Here is a 24,535-nt window from a genome sequence, read left to right as displayed (position 1 = left end):
CCGAGCTTTGGATTACATCAATTAACTTAACAATCTATTACGCCTATCTTAACAATATGAAATATACGGGCCGTTTATGTGCGTCTACTGTAAAATTAAAGCGCTAGTTGAACGCTAAAAATGTGAAAGAATATTTCTTGTTGAGTAAAAAAAAGCCAAATTGTTTACGTAAACAAAACACTCTGGCATGAATTATGAATGTCTATAAATAGAATATTCCGTTTAATTCTTTTTTCTTTAAAGTTAATTTAAATAATTTATGAGATTTATGTCACATAAAGATTGTTTTAGCCGGATAATTGAAAACTATAGCTTCAAAATGAAAAAATATTTTCATAGTAGTTAAACAGTGATATACCTTTTTTAGTTTTTAAACCTTGTTGATTTGAGCCACCTGTGAAAATTTTTGCCCAAAAAACTGTTCCTACCCATATTATTTCAGGGTTTTTAGGGGCAGGGAAAACGACGTTATTGCAGCATTTGTTAAGTCAGAAACCCAAAAATGAAGTGTGGGCGGTTTTAATGAATGAGTTTGGGCAAATTGGAGTAGATCAACAGCTCTTACCACAAGATCAGGGCTATGCAGTAAAGGAATTATTGGGCGGCTGTTTATGCTGTAGTAGTCAACTCCCAATGCATATTGCTTTGGCTCGCTTGTTAAGTGAACAAAAGCCAGACCGACTTTTTATTGAACCTACTGGGCTTGGGCACCCTTCGCAATTATTTGATCAGTTAACCGAACCGCATTGGCAAAACAGCTTGGCTATGCGTGCATTGGTTACAGTTGTCGATGGTAGCCGTTTGCATGACACCAATTGGGTTAAACAAAATCTGTATGAAGATCAGTTAAAGGCTGCACAAATTGTAGTGGTCTCTCATGCTGACACCATGACTTTTGAAGATGAACAGGCACTGGTTGAGCTTAAAGAAGAATACCAGCCTTATCAGCAGCAATGGCTAAAGACCGAGCATGGTCAACTTGAACTAGCACAAATTGATATGCCTGCTCGTTTAACTGCACGCTCTATACAACCTTTACTCAAGCTTCAAAAGCAAATGACCGAAGCTGAAGTTGCTAAAGAAATTCATCAATTGCCATATCACTATGTTGAGTCGGCACAAGGTTATATTGTGGCGGGTTGGAAATTACCTAAACGTTGGAAATTTGAATTTTATGCTCTGCTCGATGTGTTATGTGCACAGAAAGACTGGCTACGTATTAAAGGAATTTTTAATACAGATCAGGGATGGAAGACCTTTAACTTTAATCCTGAGCAGTTTAACTATAAGTCTGGTGAAGAAGGGATTGATAATCGTATTGAAATGATTAGTCAACATGACCACGACTGGCTGGCATTTGAATCTGAATTATTAGACTGCAGAATTGCTGAATAGAGAACATTGAAAAGATACTTCAATGTTCTCCATAAAAAATTCAATTTTTTATATCAAGTACTTGTTTTGCTTGTGCATGGTCGATGTCTTTTTCCCAATGGGCAATGACTACGGTCGCAACACAGTTACCAATGAGGTTGGTACAGGCACGGATAATCCCGATAAACCAGTCTACAGACAGTAAAAGTACTAAACCAATTGCAGGTAAGCTTGGAATGACTGAAAGTGTTGCAGCAAGAATCACTAAGGCAGATCCCGGAATACCGTGTGCGCCTTTAGAGGTAATGAGCGAAACCAGCAAAATAGCCAACAAGTCATGCATAGAAAGATCGATATTGCAGGCCTGTGCAATAAAGATCACCCCTAGAGTTAAGTAAATTGAAAAGCCATCTAAATTAAAAGAATAACCGGTTGGGATGACCAGACCGACTGTTGAATCTTTAATACCTAGGTTTTTAAGCTTTTTCATGACTTGAGGAAGTACCGAGTCAGAAGAAGCAGTACCTAAAACAATCGCGAGCTCATCTTTAAAATAACCCACAAACTTGAAAATATTCAGGCCGGTAAGCTTTAGAATTGAACCTAAAACAATCACAACAAATAAAATGCAGGTTGCATAAAAGAGTAAAACCAGATAACCGAGTTGCAGGAGTGAGTCTGATCCAAATTTTGCAGTGGTATAGGCAACTGAACCGAATACACCAATTGGAGCTAGGCGAATAATCAGACCCATAATTTTAAAGAAAACTTCAGAAAAAGCTTCAAGTGCCTGACGTACCAGTTCTGCTAAATGTTTAGGAATTAAAAGGAGAGAAACACCAAACAAAATCGCGATAAGTAAAATCTGTAAAATATCGCCGTTGGCAAAAGCAGCCGTAAATGTTTTTGGAATAATATTAAGCAGAAAGTCCGAACCCGTATGCATGTCGTGAGCACGGTCGGTATAGGTACTTAAATCTTTAGCATCTAAATGGCTAATATCAATATTCATGCCGACGCCCGGTTTAAAGACATAAGCAACAATAATTCCCAAAATTAAAGCAATACTGGTGACGACTTCAAAATAAAGAATCGTTTTTGCACCGACTTTGCCCATTTTTTTAATGTCGTTCGCACCATAGATTCCCAGTACTACTACACAAAATACAATTGGAGCAATCAACATTTTAATGAGAGAAATAAAACCATCACCAAGAGGTTTTAAAGCTAGGGAGAAATCATGAAAAGCAAGACCCACTGCAATACCAAGGAAGAGAGCGCAGAGGACTTGTAGAAATAAACTACGTTTAAGTTTTTGCCACATAAGTCATCAAATCAAAAGAGAGGAATACACCCCTTTAAAGCAAAAAGCCCGCCAACTTTGAAAGTACACGGCTGTTTTGGAATAAGATGCAAATGAAGCATGAAAGAAGTTTTGTATTACTGAGTTTTTTCTATAATTTTTTAATTAAAATCGAGTATTCTTAGCGCCAAATTTTTGGACATCTCAACTATGGCGCTTAAAGCAACAATTTATAAGGCAGACTTGAATATTGCCAATATGGATGACCATATTTATGGCGATTATCAATTGACTCTTGCCTTACATCCTTCAGAAACTTTAGAACGATTAATGGTTCGTGTTATGGCATTTGCACGCTTTGCCAGCGATAGTCTTGAATTCACCAAAGACCTTTTTGAAACCGATGAGCCGGCACTTTGGCAAAAAGACTTAACAGGGCAGTTAGAAACCTGGATTGAAGTTGGTTTACCATCTGAAGATAAAGTTAGAAAAGCCAGTGCTCGTTGTAAAACTGTGGCAATTGTTGCCTATGGTTCCCAAGTCGAAGACTGGTGGAAGAGAAACAGTAAAATTAAAACACTGGGTAATGTTCAGGTATGGCAAATCGCGCCTGAAAGTACAGCAGAGTTAGAACAACTTTGTGAACGTACCATGCAGCTACAGTTAAATGTTATGGATAACGAATGGACTTTGTTAAGTGACAAGGGCCAAGCAAATGTGGTGTGGACACAATTACAGTAAAACTGAAAAGCGCAACAAATTTTACAACTTCACTTGCTAGACTAAAGATTGAGTCTGAGCTGTGAAATTAAATGAAACGGAAATGTTATGATCACTGAATTAGAAATTATCGATTTAAAAGTAGGCGAAGGTAAAGAAGCGGTTAAAGGCGCCTTGATTACCACTCACTATACAGGGTGGTTAGAAGATGGTACTAAATTTGACTCTTCTATTGATCGCGGAAATTATTTCGAATGTGTCATTGGTACAGGCCGTGTGATTAAAGGTTGGGACCAAGGCATCATGGGAATGAAAGTTGGTGGTAAACGTAAACTTATTGTTCCTGCGCATTTGGCTTATGGCGAACGCAAAATGGGTAAAATTATTCCGGCAAACTCAAACTTGATTTTTGAAATTGAATTGTTTGATGTAAAAACTCGCGATGAATGAAATCAAAATTTTACCGTTTGATTTTTTTATATAAGCTTTAAATATGAATATATTCGTTATTTATATTTTAGCTTTTTGAATATTTAAGATTATTTTCAGTTTATTTCATTATAAAGGTGAACTGAAAAACTGTTCTTTTGGGGCAGTTTGAGCTTAAGAACTAAATAAATAAGAGTTTTAGTTCTTAAGTTTAAATTTCACATAAATAATCTATATTGCTATTGAGACGCTATTTCATGATTACCCGTTTTGCATCTCCTTTGTTGAATCTAACGCTTGGCTTAGCTTTAGCAGGCTTGTCAGGTATGGCACTAGCTAAGCCTCCTAAAATAGATGCTTCAGAACTTACTGTTATTGGCTATCATGAAATTACCGATACTAAAAATGCCTTAATTCCTCAATATGCAGTGACCACAAAACAATTTGGTGAGCATATCGATTGGTTGCAAAAAAATGGTTTCCATTTTATTACTGTAGATCAGTTGATTCGTGCTCATCAGGGCAAAGCTGCACTGCCGACCAAACCAGTTTTATTAACCGTAGATGATGGTTATCAGTCTTTTTATCAAAATGCCTATCCAGTTATTAAGGCTAAAAAAATCCCGGTAGTGCTTGCTGTTGTTGGTTCATGGCTAGAGCCAAAAGCAAATCAAAAAGTAGATTTTTCTGGCGAAGAAATTTCACGTGATAAAATCTTAAGCTGGCCTGAACTTAAAGAAATGCAAGACAGCGGTTTTGTTGAAATTGCAAGCCACAGCTATCATTTACACCGTGGTATTACCGGTAACCCTCAAGGCAACTCTGAACCTGCGGCGACAACTCGTTTTTATGACGTAAAAACTAAAACGTACGAAAACGACAGCCAATATCAGACCCGAATTTATAATGATTTAAAAAAGAATAATCAGTTGCTTAAAGAACATGGTATACGTTCACCACGTATTATGGTGTGGCCATATGGTCGCTATAATATGCAAACTGTTCAAATTGCTAAAAAGCTTGGTATGCCAATTACTATCACACTTGATGATGGGGCAGATCATGCAAAACAGTCTCTACAAAATATGAGTCGTATTTTGGTAGAGGGTGGAATGAGCACGAATGATTTAGCTCAAGAAATTAAAAATCGTGAGTTAAATTTAACGGATAATAATCGTCCGCAAAAAATCATGCATGTGGATCTCGACTATATTTATGATCCAGACCCGCAACAGCAAGAGCGCAATTTAGGTAATTTACTCGACCGTATTAATGCAATGGGTGTAAATACAGTTTATTTGCAGGCTTTCTCTGATGCAGATGCGAATGGTTCTGCCGATATGGTATACTTCCCAAATCGACATATTCCTATGCGTGCTGATTTATTCAACCGTGTTGCATGGCAAATTCAAACACGTACTCCTGTAAGCCGTATTTATGCGTGGATGCCATTATTGGCATGGGAACTACCAAAAACTGATCCAGTATCGAAAGATTTGGTTGTGACCCAACAGGATAAGACGAGTGGACACCTCAATATGGGATACATTCGTTTAAGTCCTTTTTCACCAGAAGCGCGTCAAACTATCCGTGAAATATATGAAGATTTAGCAAAATCATCGTCTTTTAATGGAATTTTATTCCATGACGATGTGACCTTGTCTGATTATGAAGATGCAAGTCCAGATGCTTTAAAAGCTTATGCAAAACAAGGCTTACCAACAGACTTGGCAAAAATTCGTGCGAATGACGAAGATTTGCAAAAGTGGACTGCATTTAAAACAAGATATTTAGATGATTTTGCGATGCAGCTTGTTGATGAGGTTCGTCAATATGAACCGTTCCTGTTAACAGCACGTAATTTATATGCGCAAGTGGCTTTAAAACCATATGCGGAAAATTGGTACTCTCAGTCACTTGAAGAGTCATTAAACCGTTATGATTTTACTGCTATTATGGCGATGCCTTATATGGAGCAAGTGAAAAATCCAGATCAATTCTATAAAGATATGGTTGATCGCGTGAAAAAATATCCAAATGGCATTAAGAAAACAGTTTTTGAGCTACAGGCAACAAACTGGCGTAATAACGAAAAGGTACCTTCAACTGAAATGGCTGCGACGATTCATTCTCTCTATGAACAAGGTGCAATGCATGTTGCATACTATCCAGATGACCCAATTAAAGATCATCCGGACGTGAACGTGATGCATAAAGCATTTGCTGAAAAGTCATCTCGTCTTGTGCCATAGACGAGGCTGAAACATGACAATCTTTGCTGCAATATGGTCGCACGCCCTAAAATTCGTTTTTTATTATCCATTGTTTATGTCATATCTATGGATGATTGGTGCGATCATTTTCTATTGGAAGGAACGTAAGGCTCCACCTTATGATCAACCCGCTCCATTAGAAAGCTATCCGAAAGTTGCTGTACTCATCCCTTGCTTTAACGAAGGTGATAATGCAGAGGAAACCATTAGCCATGCTTTAAAACTGGATTATCCAAATTTTGAAGTCATTGCGATTAATGATGGCAGTTCGGATAATACGGGTGAAGTGCTCGATCGTTTAGCTGAACAATACGAAAAACTTCGTGTTGTTCACCTTGCACAAAACCAAGGAAAAGCGATGGGACTACAGGCGGGTAGCCTGATGACCGATGCCGAATTTTTAATTGGTATCGATGGTGATGCTTTGCTTGACCCACATGCAGCAAAATGGATGATTCGTCATTTTCTTCAGAACCCAACGGTTGCAGCTGTAACTGGAAACCCACGTATACGTACGCGTTCAACTTTGTTAGGCCGTATTCAAGTCGGTGAGTTTTCTTCGATTGTGGGAATGATTAAACGTGCACAGCGTACATTTGGTCGTTTATTTACAGTGTCTGGTGTAATTACAGCTTTTCGTAAAAGCGCTGTTCATCAAGTCGATTATTGGTCACCAAATATGTTGACTGAAGACATCGACATTACTTGGAAGTTGCAGCGTGCAGGCTGGGACATTCGTTTTGAACCGAATGCCTTGGTTTGGATTTTGATGCCTGAAACTTTAAATGGTTTATGGAAACAGCGTTTACGTTGGGCAATGGGTGGAGCACAGGTTTTAATTAAAAACATTGATGTGTTCACCAAACCAAAATTGAATTTTTTATGGCCTCTAATGTTTGAGCTTTGCTTAACTTTAGTATGGTCATATTTAATGCTGGCAATGGCTTTATTGTGGTTGGTACATTTTATTTTACCAATCCCTGCTTTAGCCGTTGTGAGTTCCCCATTTTTACCGTATGGTAGCGGTATTTTATTGGGGGCAACCTGTCTAATTCAGTTTGCTTTAAGCAAATGGATGGATAGTCGCTATGAACCGCATCTAGGAAAAAATTATTTCTGGATGATCTGGTATCCATTGGTCTTTTGGCTAATCACCATTTCGGCAACCATTGTGGCATTTCCAAAGGTCTTACGACGTGGAGATGAGAAACGAGCACGTTGGGTGAGCCCGGATCGGGGCATTCGTTAGATGAAATGCAAGAGTCATGAGATTTTAAAGATCGTGCTGTATTGATGTCTGGGGAAAAACCGCAGCACTTCGTTAGGTAAAGAGAAATGAAGACAAATTCGTTGATTATTGATTTACGTCGTCAACTACCATGGCACAAACGCTATGTTTCTACAACAAGCACAGCCATGATGTGGGGCGGTTGGTTGTTGTTGTGGCGTCCGTTTGTATTTATTTGGGTATTGGCAGAGCTCCAAAAAACTCATTTAGTACATCGTTTGTTTAGTGCTTTTGGTGTAGGAATTGAACATGGCATTACAGCTCTGATTGCTTGTGCAATTGGCTTGCTGCTCTGGAGTCATGTGTTGCCTGAACGCCGTGTTGGGGGTAGTGCACTTAACATGAAACAGACAGATGATTATGCACGTTACTTTGATTTGCCAGAACAAGAAATTGAACAGGGCCGTAGCCAAAAAATTACGGTCGTTCACCATGATGAATTTGGTAAAATCATTAGAGTTGAATAAATCTAATAAATAAAAGAAAGCCCACATCATGTGGGCTTTCTTTTTTTGCATATTTACTCTTAGTGAGTCATAAATTTTAGACCCCGAAGCGTAGTGTTTGAATCGGTTTTATTTGCCTCTAAACACTGGTGGTCTTTTTTGTAGCATAGCAAAAACACCCTCTTGAACATCTTCTGTAGTTAGTAAAGGTTGTAGATGATTTTGCAATTGATGAAAAGCAACCTCGTAACCTTCATTAATAGCTTCACGTGCAGAGGCAAGAGTGGCTTTTACGGCAAGGGGCGCTGCTTGAGCAATATGTTCAGCGAGTTCTATGGCACGGTTAAGCTCCGTACCTTCTAGGCAAACTTCTGTAATCAGGTTCATATCCAAGGCTGCTTTGGCATCAAAAGAGTCACCTGTAAGCAAATAGCGCATGGCTTTGGCCCAACCCGCGGCTTGAGTGAAACGTGCAGTTGCTCCGCCAAAAGGTAAGATGCCACGTTGAACCTCCATTTGAGCAAACTGAGTATTTTCACTTGCAATCGCAATATCTGCATTGAGAAAGAGTTCTATGCCAGCGGTATAGCAATAACCCTGTACTGCCACAATCAAAGGTTTACTCAGCTTTCGACCTATTGTGCCCCACGGGTTAATTTCATTTTCACTAAAATCAAAAACACCTGTAGCAAGCTTAGGTTGTAACTCAACCAAATCTAAGCCAGCTGTAAAATGGTCACCGTGAGCAAAAACAATCGCACAGCGCAGGGCGTCATTATTTTCATATTCGGTGAGCGCTAGTGATAAGTCTTTAATCATGTGACTATCAAAGGCATTACGTTTTGCTGCGCGATCTAAGCCAATTAAAAAAATATGTCCGCGAGTTTCACGGCTGACTTTTCCTTCTTGATTTGACATATTTTCAAGCTCTTTTATTTGTCTCTCATTATCTTTTAAACAATCATTTAAAAACTAGCAAATAGAAATTGTTAGTGACTTGATCAGTATTTCTTTTGTCTATGTATTGAAGTAAATCAATTTCATACGAAAAGACAGATCCTAAGATAATGTCAATTTTCATGATTTATTTAAATTAGCAGTTTGCTTAGTCTTATATTTTTCTCATAATACGCTGTTAAATTGATCTCAATAAGCAGCTTCTCTTATGTCACCTCTAGAAATTTTCGCGGTCTTAATTAGCCTCATTGGTGTCGGGTTAACGGTAATCCGTAATATGTGGTGCTGGCTGTTTAATTTCTTCGCCTTTGTTTTATACGCTTATTTGTTTTACGAATTTAAGCTTTATGGTGAAACGATTTTGCAGTTCTTTTTTATGGCTGTAAATTTTTATGGTTTTTACTATTGGCTCAAAGGAAAGCAGCAAGATCATGACATTCGTATAGAACCAATAGCTCCTAAGGTGGCAATTTTTCAAATGATCATTGCCGCGGTAGGTGGCTTGCTCTTTGGTCTGATACTTAAAAACTTTACCAATGCAGCGGTGCCGATGCTCGACTCACAGCTTGCGGCATTTAGTTTGCTTGCCACTTACTGGACCAGCCGAAAGCATATTGCGACATGGATACTTTGGGTATTTGTCGACATTATTTATGTGGGAATGTTTATTTATAAAGATCTGTTTTTAACTTCTGCTTTATATGCAGCCTTTGTATTAATGGCAGCTTATGGTTGGTATCAATGGGAAAAGGTTAAAAGAAAGCAGAACTTAGGTGCTGAGCAGCTTTAATTGGGAGAATAACCATGTTGTTGAGTTTAGAGGCTTATAAGCAACAACAGTTTGATCAAATTGCTGCAAAAATTATGGCTGAGCCTGAAAAATATATAGATTTTAATTCAGTGTCAGATTTCTATAAGGCTGCATGGCTCAAGGACTTTCCCCAAGGGACCCAAGTCTCTGCGACAGGTTTAGATGATGGAGCCGAAGAGTTTTATGCAGTACTACAGTTTAAACAGCAGTACTTAAAGTTTGATATTAAAGAAAATTATTCAACACTGAGTTTTCAGAATATGAATGGTGAAACTTTTAAGTGTAATTTTTAATTGATGAAATTAAAGTACAAAAAAAGCGACTTAACGTCGCTTTTTTTAATAGATAAATTTTGAAATTTTATCTGCCGTTGCGATGACCAGAGCGGCAATATCTTCTTTAAAGGTCTTTTCATCATAAGTGGTAATTGGGCAACTTACCGAAAGGACAGCCACCATTTTTCCATTTGATTGTTTGAAAATAGGGGCAGCACAAGCAGCCATATCATGGTTGTAATGACCCCAGCTCACCATCGACTTTTGAGTTTTTACATAATTCAATTTTTGCAATAACGCTTTTAAACTGGTTGGGGTCAGTTCTGAGTAACTATCCCAGTCATTGAAATTACGATAGCGTTGGCGTACTTCTGCCTCTGGTAAATCTGACAATAACATTTGACCAATAACTGTCGCATGGGCAGGCCAGCGAGTGCCTAAACTAATATTGCTGGTAAACGTCCCCATAGATTGAACGTTATTTACAAAAACAATGTGTGTACCTTCTAAAACGGTCAGGTGTACTGCAAGTTTGGTCTGGTCACGTAGTTCTTTCATTAAAGGAGTCGATAAATCAAGTAATGAAAGCTTTGATAAACTGTTAAAACCAAGCTCCATAACTTTTGAATCCAAAGCATACGTTTTTTGTGAAGCTTTTCTTAAGTAACCGCAAGCTTCAAGTGTATAGATAAGCCGAAATGCACTAGAACGGTTCACTTCCAAAATTTCGGCAATTTCTGTAATCGTCATTTCTTGTGCTTGTTGATTAAATGCTTGCAAGATGGCTAAACCACGCACAAGCCCTGGTACTAAATACCGATCATCATTTTTTGTTGTTTCTGATTCTTGCGAATCTTCTTCAATCTCTAGGCTCATTCGTGTCGTTTTCCTATAAATAAAACAGGGTTCGAATTGGGGCATTATGCTTTATTTTAGAACTATTGTAATTATAAAGATTACATAAAACAATTTTTATATTTAAAACATTGTTTCTATTCTTAAACGTAACAAATTATTTAAAATTTATTAATCAATTGATTTTAATGTTTATTTTTACTTTGACAAAAATTAATCAAGAGGATTATGCTTAGCTTGTGTTTTGAAAATCAAATTATGTTTTGTATATAAAACAAAATGAGGGCGCAAGGTATGAGTTGGATCTCAGTTTGTCAGCAGGGTGACGTTAGCGAAGATGAGCCGAAAGCCGTCGAAGTTGAAGGGAAAAAAATTGGTGTTTTTTTTGTCGATGAAAATTACTTCGCTATCGAAAATGTTTGCCCTCATGCGTATGCCTTATTAACGGAAGGATTTATTGAAGATCAAACTGTGGAATGTCCATTGCACGAAGCAATTTTTGACATTCAGACAGGTGAGCTAAAAAGTGGACCCGGGTGTAGAAACCTATGTACGTACCCAGTTCGTGTTGAAGGACAGGATATTCAAATTCAACTCTAGTCCTCACATGTACAAGGAAGCAGAACAATGAAGACATTTAATGAAAAGTTGGCAAGCTGGATTCATGCAACGCCGGCAACCGAAGCAGGTATCAACAATATTCAAGTTCCAGGTCAATCTGAATTGTTGGTTTGGCAAACACGTTATAAAGAACCGACTCTCTACGAACAAGACTTTGTAAAGAACTTGATTCAGGCATTTTCTGCGGGCGCAACAGAATTAGATGAGGTTGTTTCTGCACTTAATCAGCAAGGTTTCCGTTGTGAATCTGGTGATGAATGGACTTCTGAGAGCTTTACAGAAGAAATGCAACGTTTAGGTTATTGATTCAGGGAAGAATAAAATGAACGCAATCGTATCAACTTCACAAAGCGCTGAAGAATATTTAGAACTTGGTTTACGTGACCAATGGCATCCGGTTTTAGCAAGTTGGGAAGTCGCTGCTAATCCGGTTGGGATTACCCGTTTAGGTGAAAACATTGTGGTTTGGCGTGATGCCGAAGGTCAGGTTCATGCGCTTGAAGATCGCTGTCCACACCGCGGTGCTCGTCTTTCACTCGGTTGGAACTTGGGTGATCGAGTTGCTTGCTGGTATCACGGTGTTGAAGTTCGTGCTGATGGTGTGGTTGCCGATGTACCAGCCGTTCATGAATGCCCAATGACTGGAACCAAGTGTTTAAAGAGCTATCCGGTCATTGAACAGCATGGTGCAATCTTCATCTGGTTTGGTATCGATGCAAATGAACAACCCGCACCGCTTGAGTTCCCAGAACAACTGGCAAGCGAAGAGTGGAGTTCATTCCTTTGCCAAGCAGATTGGAAAGTAAACCATCAATATGCCATTGATAACGTCATGGACCCAATGCACGGTACATATTTGCACTGTACGTCACACTCAATGGCAGAAGGTGAACGTACCGCAGAGATGAAACACCGCACAACTGAAAATGGTTTTGTTTTTGAAAAAGAAGGCCAAACAGGTGTGAACTTTGACTGGGTTGAGTACGGTTCGACAGGTGCAAGTTGGTTACGTCTTTCAATTCCTTACCGTAAACAATTTGGTCCGGGTGGTGAATTCTGGATTGTGGGTTATGCAACGCCAATTGATGCCAACAATACCCGTGTATTTTTCTGGCGCTGCCGTAAGGTGAGTGGTTGGCAGCGTAATGTATGGCGCTTCTTATATCGCAATCACTTAGAACAATTGCATTGGGATGTATTGGAACAAGACCGAATTATTTTAGAAAACCTTGCGCCAAATGCACGTGCACGAGAATTCTTATATCAACACGATGTTGGGCTTGCACGTTTACGCCGTTTAATGAAGAAAGAAGCTGAGAAGCAATTAAAGAAAATTGCTGCACTAAATGCATCAAACCGTATCGAGATGCAGGAAGAAGCTCATGGCTAATGTAGCGTTGTTGCAAGGCAAAAAAGTTTTAGTGACTGGTGCTGCACGTGGTTTAGGGCGAGATTTCGCTCAAGCCATTGCTGAGGCCGGTGGTGAAGTTGTAATGGCAGATATTTTATCTGATCTCGTGCAACAAGAAGCACAAGCCTTACAAAAACAAGGGCTAAACGTTCATGCTGTCACCGTTGACCTTGCCAATGCAGACTCTATTGAAAGTGCGGTTGAAAAAAGCGTGGAAGTATTACAAGGACTAGATGGCCTTGTGAACTGTGCAGCGCTTGCAACCAATGTCGGTGGAAAAAATATGATTGATTACGATCCTGAACTTTGGGATCGGGTCATGAATATTAATGTGAAAGGCACATGGTTAATTACAAAAGCGTGTATTCCACATTTAAAACAATCGGCTGCCGGCAAGATTATTAATGTTGCGTCAGATACAGCACTTTGGGGTGCACCGAACCTGATGGCTTATGTTGCAAGTAAAGGAGCAATTGTTGCTATGACACGTTCAATGGCAAGAGAGTTAGGGCAGTTCAATATCTGTGTTAACACCTTGTCTCCGGGGCTGACTCTGGTTGAAGCAACCGAGTATGTGCCACAGGAACGTCATGATTTATATGTCAACGGAAGAGCGATTCAACGCCAGCAACTTCCACAAGATTTAAATGGAACAGCATTGTATCTACTGTCGGATTTGTCCTCTTTTGTGACAGGTCAAAATATTCCGGTCAATGGCGGTTTTGTCTTTAACTAAGGAGTAGTCAAATGATTACAGGGATCGAGATTTTAAAGTTTGGAGTTGAAGATAGAGCCGCTTCAAACAAATTTTTGGCAGATTTTGGTTTAAGCCAAAGTACTTCAGATATTGAAGGTGTAGATTTATACCAGACTCAAAACGGCAGCAAGATTTATCTATTTAATTGTGATGATAACCGTTTGCCGCCTGCTATTGAGCAAGGTTCAACTTTACGTGAAGTCACTTGGGGTGTTGATAGTCTTCAAGACCTTGAAGACTTGGCAGCTCGTTTGGCCGATGTAGACGGTTTTAAACGTACTGAAAATACAGTTCAGTGTCTTGACCCAAATGGCATGACTATTCGTTTTGAACAAAGTTTTGTAAAAGAAGTACCAGAACTTAAAACGGAAGGCATTAACCAATACGGCAACATTCAACGTGTTAATGCAGCAAGTCCTGTTTATGAAAAAGGTCAACCTGTTGCGATTGGACATGTGGTGTTTTTCACACCGGATTTAGCAACTACTGAAAACTTCTATATTGAAAAAGTAGGCTTTCATTTATCTGATGCTTACAAAAATCGCGGTGCATTCTTACGTTGCCGCGGTGAAGGTTATCACCACGATTTATTCTTACTTAGCGTTCCAAATAAACCTGCTGGTCTAAATCACGTTGCGTTTGTTGTTCGTGATATTCATGAGGTGATTGGAGGCGGATTACATATGAACCGTTCAGAGTGGTCAACCTTTATTGGACCAGGACGTCATCCAATTTCTTCTGCTTATTTCTGGTACGTCAACTCACCATTGGGTGGTGCATTTGAATATTACACCAACGATGATTATTTGACTGAAGAATGGCAGCCACGTGTAGAAGAACATCGTCTAGAGCTTTTCACTGAGTGGGCGATTGAAGGTGGTCTTGATGACAAACCCCGCCGTCAGGTAAAGCCTGTGTAACAGGTATTGCTTTACAAGGAAGAAAGGCTATGGAAAAGATTGTAATTGTAGGGGCGGGGGAAGCTGCAGGTTGGGCAGTCAGCACCTTACGTCAAAATGGTTATGTGGGTGAAATTCATGTGGTCTCAAATGAAGATCAGGTGTTTTATGAGCGTCCGCCTCTGTCTAAGCAAGTACTTTCAAAAGAAGCAACGTATGAAAGTTTGAATCTGTTCTCCCCAGAACAGGTCCAAGAGTTCAACATTCAATGGCATAAACCAGAAATTGCAACAAAAGTCGATCGCGAGCAAAAGCAGGTTCATTTAGAAAGTGGTCAGGTTTTACCCTATGACAAATTGCTGATTGCAACAGGAAGCCGTGCACGTGTACCCGTCAATACATGGCAGTTCATTCCTAATGTTGTGACTTTACGAAATGTGCGTGACTGTGAACGTCTGGCTGAAATTTTAAAGAATGCAAAAAATGTTGCTGTGATTGGCGGTGGCTGGATTGGTTTGGAAATCGCTGCAACTGCACGTAAGCAAGGGAAAGATGTTCATATTTTTGAATATGGCGACCGCTTATGTGCAAGAAGTGTGAGTCCGGATGTTTCTGCATTTTTAAAAAATATGCATGAGGCTCAAGGCACAAAAATTCATTTAGACAGCAAGAGCCTTCACTTAGTGGAAGCACCAGATCAAAAAGTTGAAGTGGTGAACCATCCTCAACATAGCCAGTTATTTGATTGTGTTGTAGTGGGTGCAGGTGCCGAAATTGCTAAAGAGTTAGGCGTGCACGCTGGGCTCGATGTGAAAGATGGCATTGTGGTGAATTGTTTTGGACAAACCTCAGATCAAGACATTTATGCCGCAGGTGATGTCGCGATTCATCCGGGTTTGGGCTATTGCATTCAGTCTTGGGCAAATGCACAAAATCAGGCGATTGCAGCTGCGAAATCAATGCTCGGAATTGAAACTGAATATACCGATATTCCTTGGCTTTGGTCTGATCAATATCACTTTAATATCCAGATTTTAGGCACGTATCAACCTGAAAAAACCAAAGAAGTGGTGATTCGCCAAGGTGGTGAAGATCAGGTGAGCTATTTATATCTGGACCATGAAAATCGCTTGCTGAATATGATTGCCATTAATGACTCGAAGTTAATCAAGCTGGCAAAGCGTTGGATGCAAGCCAACACCGTTTTAGATCCAAAATTATTAGCAGATGCTGAATTTAATGTCATGAAGTTAAAACCGTAAACATTAAATCTGGTTCTCATTACCAAATCGAAGGAATGACACATGAGTAATGAAGAAAAAAGTGGATTAAAGCATTGGGTACCTGCTTTTGTCCTTATGGTGTGTGTAGTACTGGCATTTTTCGACAAGATCAGTATTGCGGTTTTATTTTCAGACCCACATTTTCAAAGCTCGATGGGAATTGCTGAAGATAAAGCCAAGCTCGGATGGCTCATGACAAGCTTTTTACTTGCTTATGGGTTTTCATCAGTCTTTCTAAGCTTTTTAGGCGACATTTTTAACCCAAAGAAAATGCTGTTCTGGAGTGTGACCTCTTGGGGTTTACTCATGCTTTGCATGGGCTTTACCACCAGCTACTCAGGCATGTTGATTTTACGGGTTTTACTTGGTTTGGCAGAAGGTCCGCTATTTGCTTTGGCATACACCATTGTTAAACAGACTTACACAGACCGTCAGCAGGCACGTGCCTCAACCATGTTCTTACTGGGTACACCGATTGGTGCATTCCTTGGTTTCCCGATCACTGCAAATGTTTTAGCTCATCACGACTGGCACACCACTTTTTTTGTGATGGCTGGTTTAACACTGATCGCCATTTTTAGCATTGTTTTTGGTTTACGTAACTTACAGCTCAAGAAAACTGTCGAAATTGAGGGCGAGAGTAAACGCACCAACTTCAAGGGTCACATTGCCAATACTAAATTGCTGCTCAGCAACAGCGCATTCTGGTTGGTTTGCCTCTTTAACATTGCATTGATGACTTATTTGTGGGGCTTAAACAGTTGGGTTCCTTCTTATCTTATGCAAGACAAAGGATTCAATCTCAAAGAGTTTGGGATGTATTCAAGCTTTCCATTCATCGCCATGTTAATTGGCGAGGTGGTGGGTGCGTTTTTATCTGACAAGTTAGGCCGCCGCGCTATTCAGGTATTTAGCGGTTTATTACTCGCGGGCATCTTCATGTATGTGATGGTCATTATGACCCAGCCATTATTGATTATTGCTGCCATGTCTTTAAGTGCGATGGCGTGGGGCTTGGGAGTAGCTGCGGTATTTGCTCTGCTTGCCCGAGTAACTACCTCAAATGTAGGGGCGACTGCGGGTGGAATATTTAACGGTTTAGGCAATTTTGCAAGTGCAATTGCGCCTGTTCTTATCGGTTACATCGTGATGCAAACACATAGTTTTAATTTGGGAATTACCTTCTTGGCTGCAGTCGCTGTCATTGGGTCGTTGTTCTTGGTTCCTCTTTTAAAACGTTATTAATTCACTGTATAGGAGTTTAAAAAATGACTACACAACAATTCGAATCGTGGAAACAGCCGGAAGGCGCTTCTTTAGAAGATTGGTTAAACACACGTATTGCTCGCTTTGAGACTCGTAAATATGACTTTGAGGCTTTGAAGTTTCAAGCCGATTACGACCCGAAATATCGTCGTGCTCAAATGCGCTATATGGGTACGGGTGCAACTGGTGTTGCAAATGACAGCAACACTGTACCTGCAGAGAACTTTACGTTTTCGACTATGGTGCTACCACCACAGTGTGAAGGTCCTTTGCACATTCACCACGACGTTGAAGAAGTTTTCTTTATGCTCCGCGGCGAAATTGATTTGTTTATTGAGCACAACGGCGAGAAATTCCAGACCCGTTTAAAAGAGCGTGACCTGATTTCAATTCCACCGGGGATCTACCGTGGTTTGTTTAACCCAGGTCAAGAAGATGCCTTGATGTGCGTGATGTTGGGAACAGGTAAACCAACAATTCCTAACTATCCACCAGAGCATCCATTGTCTCAAATCAAACGTTAATTGTTTGATGAAGTGAATGAAGGGAAAGAATTAAAAATGATGACACTCATTGAAAAGTTAGCAGAATTTCCGGTGAAAACGGTCAATGTTCAAGGCCAGCAGCAAGCTTATCGGGAAGCTGGTCAGGGCGAATACCTTGTGCTGTTGCATGGCATTAGTTCAGGTTCTGCTTCATGGGTAAACCAACTTGAAGTGCTGTCTCATCATTTTCATGTCATTGCCTGGGACGCACCAGGCTATGGCAAATCAGATGAACTTTTAACGGATCAACCGAATGCGACCGACTACGCAAAGCGTTTGGCAGCATTGTTCGATGCTTTAAAAATTGAAAAAGCAATAGTGGTGGGACACTCCTTAGGTGCCTTACAGGGCAGTGCATTTGCTGCACTTTACCCAGAGCGAGTGAAACACTTGGTGGTCGCTAACTTGGCGCAAGGCTACCAACGCCACGATGAACAAACACAAATTCAGGTTTTTGAAAAAAGACCAAAAATGTTGAAAGAACTCGGTGCTAAAGGAATGGCCCAAAGCCGTGGACCTCATTTGATTTATAAACAAGAGCCACAAGCCTTAGCTTTAGTTTCAGAGGTGATGCAGCAATTGACCCTACAGGGTTTCACCCATGCATCGTACTTACTGGCATATGACGAAATACGTAATTACTTAACCGATTTAAAAGTCCCATGCACAGTGATTGCAGGGCAGCAAGATCAAATCACTCCTGCGTTAGGTATACAAGAGCTTGCTCAGGAATTGCAGTTGGAACAGCGCTTCGTCATAGAAGATGCAGGACATTTAAGTTATGTCGACCAACCGCAAGCATTTAACCAAATTATGTTGACGATTCAAGAACAATCGTAAGAGAGATTAAGGATTATGAGCTTCCAAGTTGAAGGAAAAGTTGCAGTTGTTACCGGTGGCTCATCTGGGATTGGGCTGGCTGCTGTTGAAATACTGGTTGCAGAGGGTGCAAAAGTTGCGTGGTGTGGTCGCGATGAAGAACGTTTAAATGCTTCTAAGCACTATATTTTAGAAAAATTTCCACATGCCAATATTTTTACCAAAGCATGTAATGTGTTGAAAAAAGAAGAAGTTCAGCAATTTGCCAAAGAGGTCAAACTCAATTTGGGCAACGTGGATATGCTCATTAACAATGCTGGGCAAGGTCGTGTCTCAAATTTTGAAAATACGCAAGATGAAGACTGGATGAAAGAAATTGAGCTGAAATATTTCAGTGTTTTACATCCGGTACGGGCTTTTCTTGACGACTTAAAACAGTCGGCAAATGCCTCAATTACCAATGTGAACTCGTTACTGGCATTGCAACCGGAACCACACATGATTGCGACTTCATCTGCACGCGCTGCACTGTTGAATTTAACCCATTCATTGGCGCATGAGTTTACTCAATATGGCGTTCGTGTGAACTCGATTTTACTCGGTATGGTTGAATCTGCGCAGTGGAAACGCCGTTATGAAACCCGTTCAGATTTAAATCTGTCATGGGAAGAATGGACCGGCAATATCGCAAAAAATCGTGGCATTCCTATGCAGCGTTTAGGCCGTCCAGAAGAGCCTGCACATGCTTTAGTTTTCTTGGCATCACCATTGGCATCTTACACCACAGGTTCGGCAATAGATGTCTCAGGTGGTTTTAACAAACATTTATAAACATTAGGTGCTGTCATGAAAAAGTTGATGATGATTGGTTTTGGCGCAATGGCAGCAGAAGTGTATGCCCACTTGCCTCAAGACCTGCAACTCAAATGGATTGTAGTGCCATCTCGCAGTATTGAAAAAGTTCAAGCACAAGTGTCTTCCGAGATTCAAGTGATTTCAGATATTGAGCAATGTGATGGTACGCCAGACTATGTCATTGAGGTGGCAGGTCAAGCAGCAGTAAAAGAGCATGCTCAAAAAGTTTTAGCGAAAGGCTGGACCATTGGTCTGATTTCGGTGGGTACTTTGGCTGATAGCGAGTTTTTAATTCAGCTTAAACAAACTGCTGAAAAAAATGATGCCCATCTGCATTTACTGGCAGGGGCTATCGCAGGTATTGACGGTATTTCTGCGGCCAAAGAAGGTGGTTTGCAAAAAGTCACTTATAAAGGCTGTAAAAGTCCAAAAAGCTGGAAGGGCAGTTATGCAGAGCAATTGGTCGATTTAGACCATGTTTCAGAACCTACGGTCTTTTTTACTGGAACTGCCCGTGAAGCTGCCATGAAATTTCCTGCCAACGCCAATGTTGCAGCAACCATTGCACTTGCAGGGCTTGGAATGGATGAAACCATGGTTGAGTTAACTGTTGATCCAACCATCAACAAAAATAAACACACCATTGTAGCAGAAGGTGGCTTTGGGCAAATGACCATTGAACTGGTGGGAGTACCGCTGCCAAGTAACCCGAAAACATCAACTTTGGCTGCGCTTAGCGTGATTCGTGCTTGTCGCAACAGTGTAGAAGCAATACAGATTTAAGAAGGATTTGATCATGGCAAAGGAAATTTATATTGCGGGTGAATGGCGTTTAGGCCGTGGTGCAGTCATTCAAAGCCTGTTTCCGGCAGATCAGTCGGTTAACGCTGAGCTTTCAACAGCAACGCTTGAAGATGTAAATGAAGCAATTGAAAAAGCAGATCAGGCGTGGCGTGAACCGAGCTGGAAAAACAGTTTGCCGCATGAGCGCGCACGTATTCTCTACAAAGTTGCAGACATTATTGAAGCGCGTGTAGATGAATTATCGAAACTACAAACCCGCGATAATGGTAAGCCTTTAACCGAAACTCGTGGCTTGGTGATGAGCGCGGCGGCAACTGCACGTTATGTTGCTGCGGCATGTGAAACATTGAACGATGAGCTCACCACTCAACGTGCTCCAGACTTTATGACCATGAGCGTGCATGAACCAGTGGGTGTTGTGGCAGCAATTACCCCTTGGAACTCTCCAATTGCGAGTGAAGTTCAAAAGCTTGCTCCAGCTTTGGCAGCAGGAAATGCCGTGGTGTTAAAACCAGCAGAAGCAACTTCACTCATTGCTTTAGAGCTTGCCAAAATTTTTGAAGAAGCAGGTTTACCAAAAGGCTTACTTAGTGTGCTAGTTGGTCGTGGTTCTATCATTGGTGATGCAATTGCTCAGCACCCGCTGGTTCGTAAAATCTCTTTTACGGGTGGAACAACCACGGGGCGTCATTTGGCACACATTGCCGCTGACAAACTGATTACCACTTCACTTGAGTTGGGTGGTAAGTCACCAACCATCGTTTTGCCGGATGCAGACGTTGAATTGGCTGCTAAAGGTGTGGCGTACGGAATTTTTAGCTCGGCAGGCCAAGCGTGTATCGCAGGTTCTCGCTTGTTTATTCATAGCAGTCTTTACGATCAGTTTTTAACGCGTTTAGTTGAAATTACCAAAGGCTTACGTGTGGGCCATCCAGAACAAGCTGGTGTGCATTTAGGGCCACTGGTCAATGACAAACATTTGCAGTCAGTTGACCGCTATGTGCAACTTGCCAAAAGCGAAGGTGGTCAGGTTCTGATTGGTGGTGAGGCACTTACGACTGGTGACTATGCGAAAGGAAGCTATTACTTACCCACCATTATCACGGGCTTAAATAACAGTGCTCAAACCTGTCAGGAAGAAATTTTTGGTCCTGTTTTAGTCGTTATGAAATATGACAACGAGCAAGATTTAATTGCCCAAGCCAATGATAGTTGTTTTGGTCTTGCCGCAGGTATCTGGACTGAAAGCTATCGCAAAGCTTGGCGAATTGCACGTGCTTTAGAAGTGGGAACGGTATGGATTAATACCTACAAAAAATTCTCGATTAGTGCGCCGTTTGGTGGCTTTAAAGACAGTGGGATTGGGCGCGAAAAAGGCCGTTTGGGCATTTTATCGTACATGCAACAAAAGAGTATCTATATGGGGCTGAATGAACAGCCTAACCCTTGGTGCGATTAATAAATTCAAGGACTGAAAACAAATTTTGAGGAACAGACATGACTGAACGTGTAAATGTAGGCGAAGCAATCGCAAGAGTATTAGAAGCGCACCAAGTTGATAGTATTTATGGTGTTATTTCCATCCACAATTTACCTATTGCCGATGCAGTAGGGCGCCGTGAAAAAATGCGCTTTGTCGCAGCGCGTGGTGAAGCGGGTGCAGTCACCATGGCAGATGCACACTCACGTTTTAAAGGCTTAGGTGTAGCGCTGACCAGTACGGGTGCTGGGGCAGGTAATGCGGTGGGTTCACTGATTGAAGCAATGAATGCGGGTAGTCCTGTATTGCATTTAACTGGTCAAGTTGAGCGTGAATATCTCGACCGTGATGCAAGCTTTATTCATGAAACTAAAGACCAACTTACATTCTTACGAGCATCAAGCAAAGCGGCGTTCCGTATTACCAGTCCAGACAATGCTGTTGGCGTGATTCGTGAGGCTATTCGTGTCGCAACCACTGTTCCAATGGGACCAGTAAGTGTTGAGCTACCCATTGATGTACAAGCAGCAGAGATTGTTTTGCCACTTAACCTTGGGCCAGTGAAAGCACTTGAGTTGCCACAGGCAGAGCAAGCTGAAATTGATCTTCTGGTAAACGAAATTAAAAAAGCAAAACGTCCGATTTTCTGGATTGGCGGTGGAACTTTAAATAGTGTTGCTGAAGTTAAAGCAATTGCAGATTTAGGTATTCCGGTTGTTTCATCGACTCATGCTCGTGGGGTGTTGCCAGATGATCATCCACGTAGTTTAGGTGCGTTCCATAACTCGGCAGGTGTTGAGCAATTATTAAAAGATGCTGACTTAATGGTTGTGGTGGGTTCTCGTTTACGTAGTAATGAAACCAAAACTTATTCGGTTGAATTCCCTGAAAACATTATTCAGGTAGATGCCAACCCAGTGGCTCAGCAACGTAATTATAAAATTCGTAACTTCATTTGTGGCGATGCCAAAGATGTCTTAACACGTGTATTAGAACAGCTTCAAGGAACTTCAAAAGTTGATGCCGATTACGATGCTGCTGTAGTAGCGGCTAAACAGGCTGCAATTGATGCGCTGCGTAAGCAAATCGACCAATACGCTTTAATTTGTGATCACTTACGTGCAGCTTTACCTCAAGACGGTATTTTTGTACGTGACATCACCATGTCGGGTAGTACATGGGGTAGTCGTTTATTCCCTGTACAAGCACCAAACCAAAACATCCACTCACTTGCGGGTGCAATTGGGTTAGGCCTTGCAACAGCAATCGGTGCTTCAGTTGCTAACCCTGACAAAAAAGTAATTGGTTTAGTCGGCGATGGCGGCTTAATGCTTGGTATTGGTGAAATTGCAACTATGGTGCAAGAAAACACCAATATGGTCCTAATGATTATGAATGACGGTGGTTATGGCGTCATGCGTGGCATTCAAAATAACTACTTCGGTGGTCGCCAGTATTTCAATGAACTGCATACACCTGACTACAAACTTCTTGGCGAATCAATGGGTGTGAAAAGCTGGAAAGTCGGTAGTGCAGAAGAGTTTAAAACGGTTATTCAAGAGGCTGTTGCTTTTGAAGGGCCAACCGTGATCGAGCTCGATATGAACTCGATTGGACCATTAAACTTCTCGGGTCCACCGCAAAAGAAACTGTATTAACCAGTTTGGATGGTTTAGTACATATGCGATGGGAGCTGCTAAGCCATCCTTTTTTTAGATAAATTTTTTTGTCTAAAAAACAATAAAAACGAAGTTTTACAGGTAAAACAAATAAAGTTCCAGCAGGACGCTGGAACTCAATCAAGGATGTAGAGATGAAAAAGACTTCATTGATCATGGCATTCATTGCGCAGCTTACGATGGGGGTAAGCGTCAATGCATTTGCAAAAGACTCATTGCTTGAATGGAAAAGTGATGACGGCACCGACTCATTAAAGTTAGGTGGGGTGGTTCGGTTAAATCAACGTTATGAAGATTGGGAAGGCCCAAACCGCGGTTTCGGTAAGCTCTATTTTGATATTTTCAGAGTCGATCTAAAAGGTAAGTTTGATGACGCTTACATCAACGCCAGCTATCTATTTCAAGATCAGCAGAAAACATCTATTGAAAAGGCATACGTTGGCTATAACTTAAATGCCAATAACAGCATTGAAGCAGGTCTGGTTTATAAACCTTTTACAATTTATCCCTATCCGCAAAATGGCTGGACCTATCACATTCCATTCTTTTTAGGGTATGGAAATAACATTGCGCCGGGACTTAACTGGAATTATCACGACAAAGATTGGGATGTAAAACTCGGTTACTACCCGCAAATGTTAGAGACCAACTTGCGTTATTCACCTGAGAGTGCAACTTATGATGATTTGGCAGGAAATGCATTTCCATCTCAAAAAGCCTATCAAAATGAAAAGCGTAATCAGATCAATACCCGCATTGTTCGCAAGTTAGAAACCGATTTTGGTAAACAGGAGTTTGGTGTTTCTGGCGCGATTGCACAGTTACATAACAAAGTGACCGATAAAGACGGCAAGTATTATGCAGTCGGTTTGCATACCGAAAACAACTACAATCGCTTTAATTTACAAAGTTCGGTCATTCACTATCAATATGATGCTAAAAACCCAGATGGTGTAAATAATGACATGACTTTAATGGGTAATAATGGCTTTACACCTGCCTATTTCATTGCTTCAGAGGGTACGATTGCCAGTTTAAACCTTGCTTATACCTTACCTGTGACCAATATGGGCAAGCTAAAAGCCATTAAGTTTTATAATGACTATAGTTATCTCGATAAAAAACGTGATGATTGGTCAGATTCGCAAATGAACACTACAGGCATGATGTTTATTGCTTCACCGTTTATGGTTTGGGCAGATTATACGTGGGGTAAAAACTCCAATATTATTGGTGGCTCGACCAACTCAACAGGGTATACCTCTGCCACTTCACCTAACAGTGATAAGTGGCTATACCGTATTAACTTTAATATCGGGTTTACTTTCTAAAGTAAGCAATATTAAAAAACCACGCAATCGGCGTGGTTTTTTTATTTAATAAGT

The 24,535-nt window shown here is 40.7% G+C and carries 25 protein-coding genes; 22 read left to right on the top strand and 3 right to left on the bottom strand.

Annotated features, from left to right (window positions below):
* Positions 1-396 precede the first annotated feature (396 nt).
* Positions 397-1,395 carry a CobW family GTP-binding protein gene (locus J576_RS05760; RefSeq protein WP_002054311.1) on the top strand — a complete coding sequence of 333 codons (999 nt, stop codon included), beginning with the start codon at positions 397-399 and terminating at the stop codon, positions 1,393-1,395.
* A gap of 40 nt (positions 1,396-1,435) precedes the next feature.
* Here the strand turns inward: J576_RS05760 and dctA are convergent, their stop codons facing one another.
* Entirely contained in the window at positions 1,436-2,698 is a 1,263-nt protein-coding gene (dctA, locus tag J576_RS05755) for a C4-dicarboxylate transporter DctA (RefSeq protein ID WP_002054365.1), read from the bottom strand.
* Between the two features lie 189 nt (positions 2,699-2,887).
* Between dctA and J576_RS05750 the strand changes: the two genes are divergently transcribed.
* From J576_RS05750 to pgaD, 5 genes are all read left to right on the top strand, one after another.
* Complete coding sequence (locus J576_RS05750) at positions 2,888-3,418, top strand: YaeQ family protein (protein ID WP_002054386.1); 531 nt, start codon at positions 2,888-2,890, stop codon at positions 3,416-3,418.
* Between the two features lie 87 nt (positions 3,419-3,505).
* The gene (locus J576_RS05745; protein ID WP_002054441.1) at positions 3,506-3,847 is read left to right on the top strand and encodes an FKBP-type peptidyl-prolyl cis-trans isomerase; all 342 of its coding nucleotides are present in this window, start codon (positions 3,506-3,508) and stop codon (positions 3,845-3,847) included.
* 236 nt (positions 3,848-4,083) lie between these two features.
* Positions 4,084-6,078 carry a poly-beta-1,6-N-acetyl-D-glucosamine N-deacetylase PgaB gene (gene pgaB, locus J576_RS05740; RefSeq protein WP_002054296.1) on the top strand — a complete coding sequence of 665 codons (1,995 nt, stop codon included), beginning with the start codon at positions 4,084-4,086 and terminating at the stop codon, positions 6,076-6,078.
* 13 nt (positions 6,079-6,091) lie between these two features.
* Positions 6,092-7,348, top strand: coding sequence for a poly-beta-1,6-N-acetyl-D-glucosamine synthase (pgaC, locus tag J576_RS05735; RefSeq protein ID WP_004888283.1), 1,257 nt, complete (start codon positions 6,092-6,094; stop codon positions 7,346-7,348).
* 86 nt (positions 7,349-7,434) lie between these two features.
* The gene (pgaD, locus tag J576_RS05730; protein WP_002054480.1) at positions 7,435-7,854 is read left to right on the top strand and encodes a poly-beta-1,6-N-acetyl-D-glucosamine biosynthesis protein PgaD; all 420 of its coding nucleotides are present in this window, start codon (positions 7,435-7,437) and stop codon (positions 7,852-7,854) included.
* Positions 7,855-7,962: 108 nt separating this feature from the next.
* On the opposite strand, the gene J576_RS05725 is transcribed toward pgaD, so the two are convergent.
* The gene (locus tag J576_RS05725; RefSeq protein WP_002054461.1) at positions 7,963-8,751 is read right to left on the bottom strand and encodes a crotonase/enoyl-CoA hydratase family protein; all 789 of its coding nucleotides are present in this window, start codon (positions 8,749-8,751) and stop codon (positions 7,963-7,965) included.
* A gap of 247 nt (positions 8,752-8,998) precedes the next feature.
* On the opposite strand from J576_RS05725, the gene pnuC reads away from it, so the two are divergent.
* Entirely contained in the window at positions 8,999-9,580 is a 582-nt protein-coding gene (gene pnuC, locus J576_RS05720) for a nicotinamide riboside transporter PnuC (RefSeq protein WP_002054318.1), read from the top strand.
* A 14-nt stretch (positions 9,581-9,594) separates the two neighbouring features.
* Positions 9,595-9,894: a hypothetical protein gene (locus tag J576_RS05715; RefSeq protein WP_002054355.1), complete on the top strand. Its 300-nt coding sequence runs from the start codon at positions 9,595-9,597 to the stop codon at positions 9,892-9,894.
* A gap of 45 nt (positions 9,895-9,939) precedes the next feature.
* Here the strand turns inward: J576_RS05715 and J576_RS05710 are convergent, their stop codons facing one another.
* On the bottom strand, positions 9,940-10,752 hold the full coding sequence (locus J576_RS05710) for an IclR family transcriptional regulator (protein WP_000051057.1): 813 nt from the start codon (positions 10,750-10,752) through the stop codon (positions 9,940-9,942).
* Positions 10,753-11,025: 273 nt separating this feature from the next.
* Between J576_RS05710 and J576_RS05705 the strand changes: the two genes are divergently transcribed.
* From J576_RS05705 to J576_RS05640, 14 genes are all read left to right on the top strand, one after another.
* On the top strand, positions 11,026-11,331 hold the full coding sequence (locus J576_RS05705; protein ID WP_000118514.1) for a non-heme iron oxygenase ferredoxin subunit: 306 nt from the start codon (positions 11,026-11,028) through the stop codon (positions 11,329-11,331).
* A 27-nt stretch (positions 11,332-11,358) separates the two neighbouring features.
* The gene (locus J576_RS05700) at positions 11,359-11,658 is read left to right on the top strand and encodes a recombinase-like helix-turn-helix domain-containing protein (RefSeq protein WP_000847096.1); all 300 of its coding nucleotides are present in this window, start codon (positions 11,359-11,361) and stop codon (positions 11,656-11,658) included.
* Positions 11,659-11,674: 16 nt separating this feature from the next.
* Positions 11,675-12,742, top strand: coding sequence for a Rieske 2Fe-2S domain-containing protein (locus J576_RS05695; RefSeq protein WP_000991783.1), 1,068 nt, complete (start codon positions 11,675-11,677; stop codon positions 12,740-12,742).
* Positions 12,735-13,499 (top strand): SDR family oxidoreductase, encoded by a 765-nt coding sequence (locus J576_RS05690; RefSeq protein WP_002054433.1) that lies wholly within the window; start codon positions 12,735-12,737, stop codon positions 13,497-13,499. The genes J576_RS05695 and J576_RS05690 overlap by 8 nt, the downstream gene beginning before the upstream one ends.
* Before the next feature lie 11 nt (positions 13,500-13,510).
* Entirely contained in the window at positions 13,511-14,440 is a 930-nt protein-coding gene (locus J576_RS05685; protein WP_033855529.1) for a VOC family protein, read from the top strand.
* 29 nt (positions 14,441-14,469) lie between these two features.
* Positions 14,470-15,681, top strand: coding sequence for an NAD(P)/FAD-dependent oxidoreductase (locus J576_RS05680; protein WP_033855528.1), 1,212 nt, complete (start codon positions 14,470-14,472; stop codon positions 15,679-15,681).
* A gap of 42 nt (positions 15,682-15,723) precedes the next feature.
* Positions 15,724-16,947 (top strand): MFS transporter, encoded by a 1,224-nt coding sequence (locus tag J576_RS05675; protein ID WP_002054396.1) that lies wholly within the window; start codon positions 15,724-15,726, stop codon positions 16,945-16,947.
* A gap of 23 nt (positions 16,948-16,970) precedes the next feature.
* Positions 16,971-17,492, top strand: coding sequence for a cupin domain-containing protein (locus J576_RS05670; RefSeq protein WP_000211626.1), 522 nt, complete (start codon positions 16,971-16,973; stop codon positions 17,490-17,492).
* Between the two features lie 36 nt (positions 17,493-17,528).
* A complete protein-coding gene (locus tag J576_RS05665; protein WP_000988612.1) occupies positions 17,529-18,353 on the top strand; it encodes an alpha/beta fold hydrolase in 825 nt (274 codons plus the stop codon).
* A gap of 15 nt (positions 18,354-18,368) precedes the next feature.
* On the top strand, positions 18,369-19,163 hold the full coding sequence (locus tag J576_RS05660; protein ID WP_002054465.1) for an SDR family oxidoreductase: 795 nt from the start codon (positions 18,369-18,371) through the stop codon (positions 19,161-19,163).
* 15 nt (positions 19,164-19,178) lie between these two features.
* Positions 19,179-19,970 carry an aspartate dehydrogenase gene (locus J576_RS05655; RefSeq protein WP_002054295.1) on the top strand — a complete coding sequence of 264 codons (792 nt, stop codon included), beginning with the start codon at positions 19,179-19,181 and terminating at the stop codon, positions 19,968-19,970.
* Positions 19,971-19,983: 13 nt separating this feature from the next.
* Positions 19,984-21,450 carry an aldehyde dehydrogenase gene (locus J576_RS05650; RefSeq protein WP_002054401.1) on the top strand — a complete coding sequence of 489 codons (1,467 nt, stop codon included), beginning with the start codon at positions 19,984-19,986 and terminating at the stop codon, positions 21,448-21,450.
* Between the two features lie 38 nt (positions 21,451-21,488).
* A complete protein-coding gene (locus tag J576_RS05645; RefSeq protein ID WP_002054339.1) occupies positions 21,489-23,129 on the top strand; it encodes a thiamine pyrophosphate-binding protein in 1,641 nt (546 codons plus the stop codon).
* A 155-nt stretch (positions 23,130-23,284) separates the two neighbouring features.
* Positions 23,285-24,481 (top strand): putative porin, encoded by a 1,197-nt coding sequence (locus J576_RS05640; protein WP_002054411.1) that lies wholly within the window; start codon positions 23,285-23,287, stop codon positions 24,479-24,481.
* The last annotated feature ends 54 nt before the right edge of the window (positions 24,482-24,535 follow it).

It is taken from the genome of Acinetobacter sp. 766875 (assembly GCF_000582055.1).
GTDB classification, from domain to species: Bacteria; Pseudomonadota; Gammaproteobacteria; order Pseudomonadales; family Moraxellaceae; genus Acinetobacter; species Acinetobacter nosocomialis.
The sequence above is the reverse complement of the archived record's forward strand: the minus strand, read 5'-3'. Positions and strand labels throughout refer to the sequence as shown.